This window comes from Primorskyibacter flagellatus, assembly GCF_014638275.1.
Taxonomy (GTDB): Bacteria; Pseudomonadota; Alphaproteobacteria; order Rhodobacterales; family Rhodobacteraceae; genus Pseudooceanicola; species Pseudooceanicola flagellatus_A.
This window is the reverse complement of record NZ_BMFJ01000002.1, coordinates 1,038,270-1,052,790: the sequence shown is the minus strand read 5'-3', so window position 1 is coordinate 1,052,790 and position 14,521 is coordinate 1,038,270. Positions and strand designations below refer to the sequence as shown.

General features: G+C 57.2%; 13 protein-coding genes and 1 pseudogene. 5 read left to right on the top strand and 9 right to left on the bottom strand.

Features of this window, described 5'->3' with window-relative positions:
• Positions 1-100: 100 nt before the first annotated feature.
• A pseudogene (locus IEV87_RS19445) lies at positions 101-1,048 on the top strand (IS30 family transposase); the annotation flags it as partial.
• 393 nt (positions 1,049-1,441) lie between these two features.
• Here the strand turns inward: IEV87_RS19445 and IEV87_RS19440 are convergent.
• From IEV87_RS19440 to IEV87_RS19420, 5 genes are read right to left on the bottom strand one after another with little or no spacing between them, the layout of a single operon-like run.
• Positions 1,442-1,861, bottom strand: a complete 420-nt coding sequence (locus IEV87_RS19440; RefSeq protein WP_188479470.1) for a hypothetical protein — start codon at positions 1,859-1,861, stop codon at positions 1,442-1,444.
• The gene (locus tag IEV87_RS19435) at positions 1,848-3,647 is read right to left on the bottom strand and encodes a TniQ family protein (RefSeq protein WP_188479469.1); all 1,800 of its coding nucleotides are present in this window, start codon (positions 3,645-3,647) and stop codon (positions 1,848-1,850) included. The genes IEV87_RS19440 and IEV87_RS19435 overlap by 14 nt, the downstream gene beginning before the upstream one ends.
• Positions 3,644-4,633 (bottom strand): TniB family NTP-binding protein, encoded by a 990-nt coding sequence (locus IEV87_RS19430; RefSeq protein WP_188479468.1) that lies wholly within the window; start codon positions 4,631-4,633, stop codon positions 3,644-3,646. Before IEV87_RS19430 ends, IEV87_RS19435 begins: the two co-directional genes overlap by 4 nt.
• Positions 4,634-4,638: 5 nt before the next feature.
• Complete coding sequence (locus IEV87_RS19425; protein ID WP_188479467.1) at positions 4,639-6,570, bottom strand: DDE-type integrase/transposase/recombinase; 1,932 nt, start codon at positions 6,568-6,570, stop codon at positions 4,639-4,641.
• Positions 6,567-7,274: a TnsA endonuclease N-terminal domain-containing protein gene (locus IEV87_RS19420; protein WP_188479466.1), complete on the bottom strand. Its 708-nt coding sequence runs from the start codon at positions 7,272-7,274 to the stop codon at positions 6,567-6,569. The genes IEV87_RS19425 and IEV87_RS19420 overlap by 4 nt, the downstream gene beginning before the upstream one ends.
• Positions 7,275-8,086: 812 nt before the next feature.
• Between IEV87_RS19420 and IEV87_RS19415 the strand changes: the two genes are divergently transcribed.
• The gene (locus tag IEV87_RS19415) at positions 8,087-8,611 is read left to right on the top strand and encodes a 3'-5' exonuclease (RefSeq protein WP_229737708.1); all 525 of its coding nucleotides are present in this window, start codon (positions 8,087-8,089) and stop codon (positions 8,609-8,611) included.
• 383 nt (positions 8,612-8,994) lie between these two features.
• Here the strand turns inward: IEV87_RS19415 and IEV87_RS19410 are convergent, their stop codons facing one another.
• From IEV87_RS19410 to IEV87_RS19400, 3 genes are all read right to left on the bottom strand, one after another.
• A complete protein-coding gene (locus IEV87_RS19410) occupies positions 8,995-9,294 on the bottom strand; it encodes an antitoxin Xre/MbcA/ParS toxin-binding domain-containing protein (protein WP_188479465.1) in 300 nt (99 codons plus the stop codon).
• 349 nt (positions 9,295-9,643) lie between these two features.
• Positions 9,644-10,345 (bottom strand): glutathione S-transferase family protein, encoded by a 702-nt coding sequence (locus tag IEV87_RS19405; protein ID WP_188479464.1) that lies wholly within the window; start codon positions 10,343-10,345, stop codon positions 9,644-9,646.
• Positions 10,332-10,940 carry an NAD(P)H-dependent oxidoreductase gene (locus IEV87_RS19400; RefSeq protein WP_188479463.1) on the bottom strand — a complete coding sequence of 203 codons (609 nt, stop codon included), beginning with the start codon at positions 10,938-10,940 and terminating at the stop codon, positions 10,332-10,334. Before IEV87_RS19400 ends, IEV87_RS19405 begins: the two co-directional genes overlap by 14 nt.
• 130 nt (positions 10,941-11,070) lie before the next feature.
• Here IEV87_RS19400 and IEV87_RS19395 point away from each other — a divergent pair, with 130 nt between their 5' ends.
• The 3 genes from IEV87_RS19395 (at position 11,071) to IEV87_RS19385 (ending at position 13,541) form a co-directional block, all read left to right on the top strand.
• A complete protein-coding gene (locus IEV87_RS19395; RefSeq protein WP_188479462.1) occupies positions 11,071-11,448 on the top strand; it encodes a winged helix-turn-helix transcriptional regulator in 378 nt (125 codons plus the stop codon).
• 180 nt (positions 11,449-11,628) lie between these two features.
• A complete protein-coding gene (locus tag IEV87_RS19390) occupies positions 11,629-12,639 on the top strand; it encodes an MBL fold metallo-hydrolase (RefSeq protein WP_188479461.1) in 1,011 nt (336 codons plus the stop codon).
• A gap of 668 nt (positions 12,640-13,307) precedes the next feature.
• Positions 13,308-13,541 carry a hypothetical protein gene (locus IEV87_RS19385; protein WP_188479460.1) on the top strand — a complete coding sequence of 78 codons (234 nt, stop codon included), beginning with the start codon at positions 13,308-13,310 and terminating at the stop codon, positions 13,539-13,541.
• A gap of 648 nt (positions 13,542-14,189) precedes the next feature.
• On the opposite strand, the gene IEV87_RS23080 is transcribed toward IEV87_RS19385, so the two are convergent.
• The gene (locus IEV87_RS23080) at positions 14,190-14,396 is read right to left on the bottom strand and encodes an antitoxin Xre/MbcA/ParS toxin-binding domain-containing protein (protein ID WP_373284069.1); all 207 of its coding nucleotides are present in this window, start codon (positions 14,394-14,396) and stop codon (positions 14,190-14,192) included.
• Between the last annotated feature and the right edge of the window lie 125 nt (positions 14,397-14,521).

Sequence of the window (14,521 nt, the reverse complement as noted above, 5' to 3'; positions counted from 1 at the left end):
GACTATCGCCCTCCGGTTCCCGAAACCATCGTCCCGATGGACCGAAAGCCGGTCATGCACTAACACTACAACTGGACCACTCAGGTGGGGCTGATCACGGGAGATGGCGCGGGTTCTGAAACGCCATAAGTCGACCATTCAACGAGAGATCAAGCGTAACTTCTGGGCCGACGATGCCTTTCCGAAGAAATACGCCGGGTATTTCGGCCATGCGGCCCAGTTGCGGACGCAGAAGCGACGATCCGTGCAGAGAAAGCTGATCCGACACCCGGAGCTGTGCGAGGCTGTCGTGGCGCGCATCAAACTTGGATGGACGCCTGAGCAGATCGGCAACCGAATGATCTTCGAGCGTGCGAGGAAGCGGGTCTGCCAAGAGACGATCTATCGCTATATCTACTCTAAGGAAGGCATGTCGCAGGAACTGTGGTGGTATCTGCCCGAACATCGCAAGGCCCGTCGGCCGCGCCGTGCCAGAAAGCGCCAGAAGCCCAAGTTCGACCGCAATGTTAGCATCCTGTTCCGGCCTGACGATGTCGCGCATCGCCGTCAGTTTGGGCATTGGGAAGGCGATTTGATGTTGTTCAAACAGGACCTTGGGCAAACCAATGTCACGTCGCTTGTCGAGCGTGTCAGTCGGTTCACGGTGCTTCTGAAAAACCCGAGCAAGCGAACGAGACCTGTCATGGGGAAGATCATGAGCGCGGTGAAGGACTTGCCCCATCTGGCGCGCAAATCGATCACCTTCGACCGCGGCACCGAGTTCGTCAGCTGGCCGCATCTGCAGGCCGAGATCGGGACCCAAACGTGGTTTTGTGATCCGTCCTCGCCCTGGCAAAAGGGCACAGTGGAAAACACCAACCGGCGCGTCCGCCGGTGGCTGCCCCGCAAACGCGACATCAACAAGATGGAGGACCACGAGCTGAAGACGCTCTGCGATCAGCTGAACAATACGCCCCGAAAATGTCTCGGCTGGAAGACCCCGGCCGAGGTCTTCCGCGAGAAAATGATGGAGGAGACCGGACGCCGCCCCTACCCTCGCAGGCAATAGGAGTCGCGGTTCAGGTATCGCTCACACTGTAGGATTGCGCATAAGCGTGCGCGCTGCTCACTGATCTCAAACGAGAAATCTGACGCTATTCGCTCGAAGGTTTGCGCGGCATTCGCGCATAATCGTGCGCGTTTGGCTCATAACCTTGCGCGGTCAGCCATCCGGATTCGGACGAACCTAAGTTACTGGAATGTATAGCAACTCGGAGGCCTCCCTGCAAGCTATGGCAGGGCGCGCTCGAGTCTTCGGTCTCCGCACGGGACTACGCCCATATCGCCGGAGTTCGGTCATTTTCTAAGATGTAGGGATTGATGCGGTCGATACAAAACCGCGCGCGACTAAACCGGAAGCAAGTGCTCCCGGGTCGCATCTTCGCTCTTCGATGAAACCGGCTTACTCGTTGTCCGAGGATCGCTCGACGCCACTCGCAGTCAGAGCCATTCGGACGCGCCGAGCCTCCGACAATCGCTTGTGCGCAGAAATAGAATCCAGGGAAGCGAAGAAGCCGCGGACATCTTTGCCCTCCGGATAGATGCGCCAGCCCAGCGCAGTCAGGGCCTTCTCCAGGTCTTGGCGGGCCTCCCTCCGGATCTCTTGGGCTTCGCAAAAAGGTTCAACATGCGCGATGTCGTAATCGTCGCACGAATAGTGTCGCTGGATCTCTACCCGTTCAACCATGCCGGGGTGCTCGACATCATACCAGCTGAGCACAGCGACGACATCCACCCGAAGCTGAGCGGCCGCTTGGGTTGTCCGCGCCATTTGCTCTTCGATCGATAACTCGGGACTCGAATGACCTTTATCCTGCGGCATGTTCCAGCCTTTCGCTTAGCTGCAAGAGATGCGCAACATGCGCGACGGGGAGAAGATGACCTCTCGCCGTTTTTCCGACGGGTTTCGCACCGACCGTTGAAATACCTTGACCTGCAAGCCGCGAGATCAGTGCCCGAGAAGTCGTTTGGCACTGCTCCGCGACATCCGCGAGCACGAGGTATTTCTGCTGAAAGTGAGCGAGGTCACTTGTGGCGATGAGCCAAGCCTCAGCCCCGCCTACGCGGCCCCGAGTGGACACAAGTAGCCCCTCTGCGCACCAATGTGTGACACTTTCCGCCTTCCAGCCCGTTATCTTCGCAACTTCTCCGGCCGTCATTGCGCTCGGCGCGCCATGTGCGGCCAAAATGTTTGAGATCTCCTCTTCGGAAAACAGCGCATCCCCAAGACGCTGTTCGCTGCCGAAGTTGCGCGCTTGGATGGTCCCTGATTTGATCGCCCGGAACACCGCCAGAAGTGCCTTCTTTTCAGTGGTCCTTCGTAGCGAAAGGTCGCGAAACGCAAGCGTGGGTTCTTCAATGCCACCGGTCGGAGCCAGGTTCTTTCGGATTATGGTGACCGTCCTTGTCAGTTCGTCCCGATCGAAGCTCCCGTTGACGCAAGGATGACGAACATCGACATGAACCGGTGCCACGACACTCGCCTCAAGTAGCAACTCGAACTGCTGTCGACTTACCCCCAGAAGCTCGCGAGCCTGCTTCTTGTCGAGCATCGTCGCCCGCAGGATGCGCGTGGTCTCAACATCTGAGCGCGCGACAATGGTGTGTTGGTGCCCGGCACCGGACCTTGCCAGCCGCCCGTTCATCACGCCGGTCCTGACTGCATCGACAATCCTTTCCGCCCGGATTCCCAACATCCTTGCTCCTTCGGCCGCACTTACCCACGCGGTTTCGTCACCGTGGCCCGCCAACCCATACGCATCCCCGCAGATGGTCGCCGCTATATGGAGGCACCGCTTCTGAAGCCCATTCGCGACCGGTCCGGTTTGCTTCATCAGTCCTTGATACCATGCTCCCAGACGCGCAGCGGCCGTTTGTCCGTCCGCTTCTGGAGAGTTCCAGAGATGTTGCACATGCCGGTCGAAAGCTGTCGGCCAGTCAATCAGCAGCGGTTCGACTGGTCTGATCATCGCGCGGGCTTCCGCTAAGGTTTTTGGAATGCCGTCTTTTCCCGGCTTCCCGGTTCGCGTGGACCGCATCGCCGAAGCCAGGAACCACACCGTCCGTGCTACAGATCGGTCAGAGCCGCCCTCCAGGTCGAAACCGACGATATTTGCGGGGAGTCCCGCGATAGCACGAGAAATCTCGACTGCGCCGACAGTCGCGGGGATCTGTGGAGCGTCAGCGTAGTGCGCTCCGCAAATGCAGCTCGCATGTCCGTCGTTCGCCAACCCCAGCGGGGACTCGCAGCCGTGGCAGGTCCCGAGCAGTTCTATGCCATGCACAGCGCATGCGGAAACAAGCGCGTGCCGCCATTCTCTACGTCGAGGAAGACCTGCGGCGAGACACGCCGGACAGACCGGGTCCGCGTACATGCGATGAAACCGCCAGTCCAAGGCCGGCTCCGTTGCGCGACTACGCGGGAGGAGCGGTTCGAGAAGCGGGAACTCTACCCCCAGCGCCACGGCCAGATTTTCTGCGTTCTCCACCAATGGCCGCCCGTAGGAATAGCCAATGTCGGAGAGAAACCCACCGAGATCCGGATATCCTTCGGCGTCGGAGTGCCGCTTCAGGTATCCGAGGAGGCTTTCGTCGCGCTGGGGGATCATGCCGCCGTGACCTCGTCTTCGGCCTGCTGGAATGCATGCAGTTCATTGGCGGAGTTCGGATTGGGCAAGCGAAGCCCTGCGTCCCGCATGACCATGGCATAAGATCTCGCGAGGACGGTGTCCTGTGGCACCTCGGGCGCGAAAATCGCCGGCATATCGGAAGACGTTTGGAGGCGCGTGGACGCTCCCTTTTGCAGGTCCTGACGCGACAACACTTCCAACGTGAGACGGCCCTTCAGGGCCGCTTCGATCAGCTCTACGACCAATCCAACCCGCCCCCCGGTCGCGGCATAGAGACGCCGCGTCATATCGAGAGGATCGAATTCCAGCTCGATACCCACGTCCTCCAGATGGTCGAATATCGAGTGGGTCACGGCGACGAATTCTTGCCGGTCCTCTTGGTCTGACCACCGGTAAGGCAGCATATAGATTGATGCCATCGAACGCGCCGAAAGCTGTTCATTCTGATCGATGAGTCTCTCGAATTTGGGCAAGCCCGCCAGGATCACGACGGCTCCGGATTGATCAATGACCGTCTTGATGTGATCCGCTGCGGCCCTTCTGGTGAGGTTTGCGCCGGGTTCGGCACAATGGCTGCATTCGTCGAGGACGATAAATTTGATACCGCGCTGATAAATGAGCTCCTGGACCCGATCCTGAAGCACCGCCAGCTTGGTGTTCGGAGCGACCCGCGCGCCCATCGCTCTAGTGATGGCCGCATAGATTTCTGCGTCATTGGGTTTTGGGCGGATGAATCCTTGGATCAGATCCGGCGTCGGCAACATGTAACCCGGACCGGCGCTTTCGGTGACCAGCTCATTGCAGATCGCTTCGATCAGATCCGTTTTGCCTACCCGCGTCGGTCCAAGCAACGGAATGCACGTCCCCTGAGCGCCTGCGAGATTGATCGCGTCCCGCAGCGCAGACATCGCGGCATCATACCGTGCATGGGAAATTCGAAGGTTCTTCAACGGTGCTTCGAGCATATTTATCAGCCTCGCATTGTTATTTTGTTGCGTTTTGTGGGGATCTGGACCGGCAGCATCGCCACCGCCGGTTCGATGGGCTTGTCCTGCACCACACGCGTTGAGCTTTTCCGGACGATTTCTTTGTCCCTGTGGACCCGCCGCGCCTCTTCGCCAGCCTTTGCCATCTTCGACTTCTTCTTGCGGGGGGCGTGGTGCAGGCCCCCCACAAGTGCTGCCAGCGCTTCATGCGCGGAGAAGTAGTCCTCAGGCTTTCGGCGGTTCGCCGCCAGAATGCGATCTCGTTCCGCCGATGTGAGGGGTGGCATTTCGGGGTCCTTGCAAGGGACCGTAATGGCCTTGCCCGTATCGGGATGCACCACGATCACCGTTCGAATGTCCCCGGGGTTCGTCCAGACTTCCAGCTGGACTGTATTCGGATTGTTGCGGTGAATCTGTGCCAGGTCCCACGACCAGTATTGCACGCGGCCCACCTCAATGCCGTAATGGAACAGGCAACGCTTTTCGCGAATGCAGTAGAACATTTGGATGAGCTCGTTCCGGCTCAGCGGCTCGGGCACATGTGCCAAGGTCAGAAGTCGCTTCCAGCTTTCAGTCGGCGACTCCGAGCGCCGGAGTGGAGACTGCACGCTGCGCCGGGGCAGCCTGCCATATATATCGAAGCGCCAGCGCTGAAGCATGGTCGCGAACTCTTCGAAGGTCAGGCACGCCTCATTTATAGCCTTTGCCGTTCGTGTCTGGGCGGGCATCAGCTGCGTCTGTGTTGTCCCATCCAACTGGGTCACGTAAGTCTTCAATGTTCGCATTGCGCGCTCCACAAACGGCTTTTTCTCCGGATGGCCGGGGGTATTTTTCTGGAGCTCGACCCCTGTCACTTCCAGCAGCCGTTTTATGATATCGCCGCCGTTCTCCGACCCCTGATCGGCCACAACCGTCAGCGGATTCCCTTTCACTCGAACGCGATTTTGGATTCCATGCAGGTCGAAGAACGCATTATCAGGCCCTGTCATTGCCTCGAATAGCGCGGCTACGGTCGACGCACCGGTTGGCGGCGCGAGCGATACCACCAAACCGACGATGAAACCGGTGGCAGCATCGACCACGATCGTTACCCAGGGCCGGACGAGGTTGCCTTCGTATACGACGAAAATATCTGCTTGAGTGGAGTCGATCTCGAGCCGGTCAAAAGCATAGTCGATCTTTTGAAACCTGCCCGCTTGTCGAAGCAACGGACGAGCAGCTTTCGCTCCCATTCGAGACTTCAGAGCATCCTCGTGAACAACGTAGTCACGAATGATCGCTTCTACCGATTTCCGTCCGCACGCCTTAGCCTCGCTTTCTTTGCCGACGAACTCCTTGGCGTATTTTGCGCGCGCGGTATTCGCAACGAATGTGAGGGTCACCGCATCCGATCGCAGGAAATGCTCTTCTATGATGTCGAGAACGATTTCCTCGAAAAGGTCATCATGGCGCCGGTCAAAGTTTCCTGAGTTGGCCGACCGTCCGTCCACAAGACCAATGTGACCTTTCAGATGAACCCTCTTTCGCAAAGTCTGGATCGCGCGGACACTGGGCATATTGGCTGCGTAAGTTGCGAACCTCTCATCCAGTTTTAGTTGCTTCTGGGCTTGCTCGATGACCTCAGGCCATTTCATTCCCTCAGATTGGAAAGTCTCCACAAGCTCGAGGAGGCGTTTGCGGTAAGCCGCTTCCACTTTCTCCTCAGGGCCCAGGACGCGCCCCTCGAATTCAGGTTCCTGGCCGTCGGACACGTCACCACGTGAAATCGCATCATGGAACTCCTCCAGCGTGATCTCTGACTGATGACCGCCCAATTCAATGCAGACAGCAGGTCGACCGGAAACGCGCCCAATGACCCTGTAGATTTCGCCATCCAATCGCAGATGACGCCCGTCGACTTTCTGAACAACGGTCATATCGGAAGCACCTCAAGATGTGCGGTTGACCCCGCCGAAGGCATGAGGACGGTCCGGTCATTGAACGGTGTCTTATCCAGTTTTGCTGCCAAGTAGCCTTCGCGGATCGCAGTATAGACGCGGTTCCTGCCAAACCCGAGGTCTTCGATTTCTCGAAAAAGAAGACTGCTCGGGCAGTCATCGATCAGCCAAGAGCGCTGGTCAGCGTTCAGAGGAACTGTCGGCGACACTTTCAGAGTGCGGAGATTGCGCTGAAGCGGTCGCGGCAGCATGCGTTCGGTGACTATCGCATACCGGTGACCGTAGTCGGCCATCGCGATAGGAACTGCACTGAAAGTCGGATGCCGCTCGAGGAACCGGGTATGCTTGCTTTCGACGAAGACCTTTGAACCGTCGACGAGTTCCAACAGGAAATCCGGTGTATAGCACCAAGGCCTGTAGCGGGTTCCATGCACGGCATCCATGAGAGCCTGTTTCGAAGGGTAGGCGTCGCCAGTATTGAGATCGAACGTGCATGGCTGCGGACGGACGCGGCGCACCCGGGGATCGAGATCTGCCGCGATCAGGGTGATCGACTCGAGTTCACTCTCCGTATCCACGATCCCGAACGCTTTGCCGGATGTCTGACGGTTAACCTTCTTTTGCAACCCTCGCTTGTAAATCGTGCGTGCTGGATCGGTGTGTTTGCCGTCGTAGTCGAACATTTCTTCGCCCCATCAGTTGATGGGAATCGTTCTCGTAGGCGAATGAGGCAATGCGTAGGCACAAATTCTACTAAAATGTAACAACGCCGAAACATCATGTAAGTATAAGAAAATAAACAATAATTTACCCATTTTTTCTGATTTTGGCAATAACAATCCAGAAATGCCATTTGCAAGAATATATCCTATTTTAATCACATAGCCCTATAGGGCTATGTGATTTTTCGGTCGACAGATTTGCAGAATTGAACGATTCTATCTGAAAGCCCCGGGTCAACCCTGAAAGGCGGCCGCCACAAGCGGGAATTCCCAAGGTTTTAACGTCGATGTGGCTCGACTGACGCCGAAATGGTATACTCAAGCTGTCAGGTTACGCTTTATGATCAATGGGCAAGTGACAGAGGCATTGGAATATGGAGCAGATCGTTCAGGGTTACCCGGTGCCAGACAACTGGCGTAAACCACTGGAAGACGAAGAGGACGAAGAAGCTGGAGGCGGCAAGAGTAAGTAGTCCGCGGCAGTTAATCAGCGGGTGTCGGACCTGCTACGAAAACTCGATGGTGGAAGTGTTCTTCAACACCATCAAATCGGAGCTGATCTGGCCGGTCGCATGGCAATCCCGCCAGCCGGCGGAAAACGCTGTCGCCAGATACATCCAAGTGCACCTCTCCCCCATCAGGTCACATTCCTTGCTCGGCTACCAGAGCCCTAACTCATTCGCGCGGAAGGCAAGGAAGTGAGATAATCTCTCCCCACAAGAAGCCAGGCAACTCCAGTCTGTCACAGCTATCCAGGACATGAGGTTGCCCGAATGAATTGCGACAAGAAGACAATGAGCTGCCTCGAACGCCTCGTCGTAATCGACTTTGAGGCTTCGAGCCTGTCCGAGGGTAGCTGGCCGGTAGAGGTCGGCATCTCATGGATTGAAAGAGGTGAACTCCGTTCCTGGGCCTCTCTTATCCGGCCCGACGCGGGATGGAGCATGGACCATTGGTCGATCGCCAGCGCCGCGGTTCACAGGATTCCGCTCGAAACGCTCTCCGCCGCGGCGCCCGCAAAAGAAGTTGCGCACGCACTCATCACACTGGTCGCAGGGAAGCATCTGGTTTCGGATGCGCCGACGTTTGAGAGGATGTGGCTTTCCAAGCTGCTGGCTGCCGCCGGTCATTCAAGGAAGCCTGACATTGCGGAATACAACGAGATCACCTTTTCCATATTCGATGGATATGCACTCGACATGGTTTACGAGACCCTCGAACGGACCTTCGTCCCGCACAGAGCTGGACCTGACAGCGCCCGACTTGTGAAAGGCTGGCTCAAGGGGGCGGAAACGTAGTGACACGCCAAGTTCGCTGAAATCATGCGACCTATTCAGTCGACATATAGCTTCTCTGCAACGCGTCGCATCCTGTGCGAAGGTCGCTTGTAGGATACCTTGTCACGCAAGAGCGTGCCGTTTTCACGTGAGAGTTCAGCGGGGAGGCCAAATTCTACGCAGTTCTGAAAATTGAAGACATGGCCGCGCAATTAACGACAATCAGTCTCCTGCAAACACGGCGCGGATTAACCCCAGCAAGTTTCCCTCCACGATACGCATGTCGCGGATCATCGGACGCCCCATTGGGGAGACCCGGACCCTTAGTAGGGATGCCACTCCAGGCGGATGGTGTTTCGAACTTCGCCATCAGCGACCTCGACTTACCTTCAAAGTGCGGCGCATCAAGCGTATCCGCCGTCGGCAATCCGCTCGATATAGGCTTTCACCGCATCTGCTCGCCCTTGGCGCATCAGTTCGGCTGCGGTCAAGTTATCGAAAGATGGTAAGGGCTCTGTGTCATACCAAGCAACGGCTTGGACGTAGGAGCCAGTCCAAGCTTTGATAAGTTCGAGAATTTCCGCCTCCGCTTCTATTTCGAGGTCGGCGGGCACACGAACCCGCTTGTGGTCCGGCTGGAGATCGACCAGGTCAGAGCGGGTCTGGCGGCGCTTCTTACTAAAGGGCGTAGATTTCTTGGGCATGGCGGACACCTCGATCATCAACGCACTGCATGGCAGAGGTATCTACTCCTGCGAATGGCTCTACGCATCACTGGTAGCCATCCAGGCCATCGCTGCCACCCGAGGTGATCGCTTGTGCGAGCGTCTATATGATGCCTCATCCGCTTAACCAAAAGTGTTCTCCCCGAGTTAACTTCAGAAAGAGGACAAGCCGGGGAGCAGGTCAGCGCCCTCGGCCCATTGCCGACATTCAAATACAGCATGGATGCCGCATCGCAGCTCCTTCAAGTGGACATTGATCCGAGCCGATACAATACCGGAAAATATAACGCGCTGGCCGGACCAACCCCGGAGACAGCGCGTCAGGTGTTTAGCGGAACCTGGCTGCGTTCTCCGCGGCCGCTGCATCCGTGTCGCCCTGACCGAAAGCAGACGGTCGCGGCTCTGGCAGTTGCAGGGCCTCCTGAACCCGCGGCATGGCGTCGATGCGGTCGAACCACGCTTGAAGGTTCAGCAATCCGTCGACGCTCACAGTCGCCCAGAAGTAGCTGCGCGCCCAAGGGTAAGTCGCAATATCCGCAATGGACATCGCATCTCCTACCAGCCACTTGCGCCCTGCGAGCCGCGTATCCAGCACCTCCAACAGGCGGCTGCTTTCGGTCACGTAGCGATGAATGGCGTAGGGCACCTCATCGCCATTCGGCTTGGCGATCCGCTGGAAGAACATCGCCTGGCCCATCATCGGGCCGATCCCACCCATCTGGAACATCAGCCATTGCAGCGTTTCCGAGCGCTCCTTGGGGTTGTGGCTGAGGAACCGGTCGTATTTCTCGGCGAGATACCACAGGATCGCGCCGCTCTCGAATACTGCGAAATCATCCGCGCCGCGATCCACAATGGTCGGAATACGCCCGTTTGGATTCAGGAGCATGTAATCGGGCGCTTTCTGCTCCTTCTTCCCGAAATCGATCGGCACCAGCTCGTAGTCGATCTGTGCCTCGTGCAGGAAGATCAAGGGCTTCCAACCGTTCATGGTGTTGGCGGTGTAGAGGACGATATCAGGCCGCGTCATTGGCGATCTCCCCGAAGGTCGTGGCAAGATGGGCGTCGAACCGGGCGAGGTCGGAGGCCACGTCGGGGTTCTTCATCACGTCGAAGGCCCCGAAGGTCGGCAGCGGCGTCATGCCAAAGAACCTGGCGTTCAGATGGACCGGGCGGAGGAGATCATCCAGAGACATGCCCTCGAAGAACGGCTCAGCCGGGTCACCGAAGGCTTCAGCCGGGGCGTTCAGCGTGGCCGAGATCATATAGCGCGTGCCTGCCAGCTTGCCGCCCAAGCCGTAATTCGCTTTCGGTGCGGCGGCGCTTCGGCCGTCGCCATTGCTGAGCTGCCCGCCCATACCTACTGTGTAGACCTCATCCATGTATTTCTTGAATGACCACGGCACGCCCATCCAGTTTACCGGGAATTGCAAAAGGACCACATCCGCCCAAAGATGGGTCTCAACCTCGTCCTGAACGTCATAACCGGCCGCGACCGTGGTCAGGCGGATCTCGTGCCCCTGTCCCTCAAATGTCGCCTTGGCGCGCTCCGCCAGCGTTTCGTTGAGTTTACCGGGGGCAAATTCGTAAGGCTGCGCGCCGTTCAGGATGTGGATCTTGCTCATATCGTCTCTTCCGTTGCTGTGCCCGCTTGACTTCGGCGGGGTCCGGGATGAGATGACCTTGGTGGGAAGCAAAAGCAACCAGTATACTTTTAGTAACCTAAACCTAAATGGATCAGCGGAGTGCAAAACGATGGATGCAAAGATCGAAGTAGACGGTGCAGGTCGACGGAGCGCGGCCAATGCCTGCACCGAGCCCTGCGCTATCGAGCGCGGGATGCGGATCATCGGAGGGAAATGGACCGGCTCCATCCTCTGGCACGTCAAGGATGGGCCGGTGCGGTTCAACGACCTCGCCCGGATGATCGACGGCGCATCGAAGAAGATGATCACGGAACGCTTACGGCAACTCGAAGACCAAGGGCTGGTCAGGCGTGAGGTATGTGAAACCGCCCCGATCACCGTGGTTTACGAAATCACTGATTTCGGGCGCACAGCCTTGGGTTTCCTGGATGAACTGCGCAAGTGGAGTGAGGGCCTGCCGAAGGCTTTGATTCCTGAAAAGAGATAGCCTGTCGAGAACGCGACCGGCCCAAAGCGGTCATTGGTTTGGATTACCTGTGCCGCTGCGCGGCTTTGCCAAGGCCGTCATTCGTGACCAGGTGCCAAAAATTTTCAGGCTTGAATGAAAGCTGTGCGGGATGCATTGGGTATAGGATCACATTCGCGGGTACTACCCAAGGACACAATGATGACATTCATCATCCGGCGCGACCAGCGCGCCGTCGGCCAGGGCTTCTTCCATACGGCAGAATTGGAAGCTGAGGATGGTCGCAAATTGCGGTACGTTTATGATTGCGGGGCGATGAAGAAATATGAGACGCAGCGCAATGCCCGCATCGACGAATATCTGAAAGCCGTGGGCGCGAATGCCGAGCTGGATGTGCTTTTCATCTCCCATATCCACTTCGACCACATCAGTGGAATCGAACGTCTGTTGGACAAAACCAACGGACTGACGGTCGATACCATCGTGATGCCACTTATCAACGTCGCAGACCGCCTTTTTGCGTATGCCCGAGCTGCCAACGAAGACCCAGCCACGATCAACGATCCGTTCTTCCGTGAACTTGTCGCGAACCCCGCGAATGCGCTAGGACGATTGGGGCCGCGACAGCTTCTCTTTGTTAGACGTGGATCATCAGATGGCGGCGCTCCGGGCTCAGGAGGGGATGATGATGTTCCGGACGGGCCAACGGACATTCCCCGCGTGTGGGGAGACGAACGCGCCAGGGGCCTTAATTTGAAACTAATCGGCCGAGGCACAGGAGACGAGCGTAAGGAGCCGTTCATCGAGTCTGATGGGACAGAGGCGGTTACAACTGTTGTCGAGGTCGACGACACTCTAGCAATCGCGGTTGCCGGTGGAGAGAGCTGCTTTGAGTGGATCCTGTCTCCGTTCATTGATCCGACCATCCAGTCAAAGAAATTCCTTTTCCTACGTGAACTAGCAACGGTTCGCGGAATTTCCGTTTCGCGTCTTAAGTCTTGGCTTGGGAACACCGCGAATATCGCAGACCTTCTGCTAAATGGAGTGCCCGACCTAGCTGCGGCATATGAAGCTGTCGCGGACGATTTCAACTTGACCTCGCTATGTCTCTACTCGGGGCCTAAGGCTAACGACGGCTCAACAGAAGGGGTGTACCAAGCCCGTCTCGGTTCGTACTTCCATGCACCGACACTGCGTCGAGAAATCGGTTGACTCACCACGGGCGATGCTGCGCTAAAGGCCACGAAACGTGCCGCAGCTTTTATGAAACACTACGGTAGCCATATGGAAAACACCGGCACACTCACCGTTCCGCACCATGGATCGGACCATAATCACAATCCAGAGTTAGTAACGAAAATCGACGCATTCGTTCATATCGCGGCTGCCGACGCGTATTCCAAGTGGAAGCATCCAGGGTGCAAGGTGATGCAATGTGTGGCATCAATGGGTCGCTTCCTTTCGGTTGTAACCAGTAATTCGGAATCGGAGGTGGAGGAGATCATTTCTGTCAGTTGTTTGGCCGATCGGAACCCCTGAGCAACTAGATTTATCTATTTTAGGATCTTCACAGGGCCGGATGAACCAAGAAGGCTTGGGTGCGAGGATGCTCGCTTAATGCGCAACTCTGTGATTCATGCGATGCGCAGCGAACGACCGCTTTCCGCCCTAAGTTGACTGATGCAGTGCGAGTGTGGTCCATTTTTTCTCCAACACAGCAGGGCTGCGGCTCTATCTTCGACCTTCATCAGAGCTGTGCGGTTTCAATCCTGCGTTTGGTCAGCCAAGGTATCGTGGCATCATCAAGGTTGCCGTAGAGCTGGGAACGACCCATCCGGGAACTCGCCTTTCTTAGAAGGCTACGGTCCAGAGAGGCTTTCATGAGATCAAAACAAGATGAGAGTGAGTTAGTGCTCACTGTCTCCGCTGAAAACGCTTCAGAGTTCGCGCGATGGTGTGAGGCCGAGGGTTTGACACAGGCAGAGGGTTTCTCGCGGCTGCTCGCGCTCACTCGCCGAGCGCTCGACGCTGGCGAGCGCTCGGATGACGACAAGTTCCCCGATGCTTTTCGCGAGGCGCGGGGAAAAATTGCTCCGGGCACACTCCCTGATTGAGGATTGCTCTCGAGCGACCAGCAAGCGATGGCTTAGTCGCTAAAAACACCGTTGCGGAAGCGTTTATTTGCATCATCCGGGAATGAATGGACGAGCACCAAGGCTGCCTGTGCCATGTTCGGGGTCATCCATAGCACCTAACGCGCACGTGCTCAGTCTGAGGGACTCTGCGGCCGCACGACGACGGCATCACAAGTTAAACTGCCAGCTGCGACCAAGAGCCTTGAGGCGGGTCGAATTGTGATGCAGAGAAGCCGACGGCGTAGAACTAATCAAATGTCCCCGCCAGTTTTGACACGAGGGTGGGTTCGCACGTGCAGGGAAGGTTCGGAACCCACCCTACGTGAACGTCGAAGCAGTTACGTGGTGGTGGCTTCTGCCACTGCGTCAAAGTGCCATTATGTTACACGGGCGCTGAATCCGCCTGATCTAAGTCGCGGTTCGGATATAGAAGTGCATTCTCGGATGCCCAAAACTCCAGCCATCGATTCAACACTTTTGCTGAAGCAAACGTCTCTCGTTTGGCATCGCCGATTTTCTGAGCCCGCTCTCGTAGCCCTTCGAAAGTCCCGTAGTCGACCAGTTCTCCGAACCCCGAGTTTCAGCCCTCCTCAAGCAACAGACGTAGTCGTCGCTTGTTGTCTTCGGTCATGCGAACCCTCCGGTGGCGACGCGTTCAATATAGCCCTTCACGGCATCCACGCGCCCCTCTCGCACGAGGTCAGCGGCGGTCCGACCGCCGAACGACGGCAGAGGTAGTTCTGAAAACCACTCGAAAGCCGCATCTGTGTCACCGGTCCACTTCCGGAGCGAATACACGAACTTTACGGACTCCGTGTGAGCGGCGCCGGTCATGCCGAGCTCAGAGAGCCGTGTCGCTATGTCGGTCGGTAGAGGGTATACGTCGCCAGCTTCCGTCATGAGAACATGCTACACGGCTTTCTCGAGGTGGACGAATTCAAAAGCACAGCAGCCGCCAG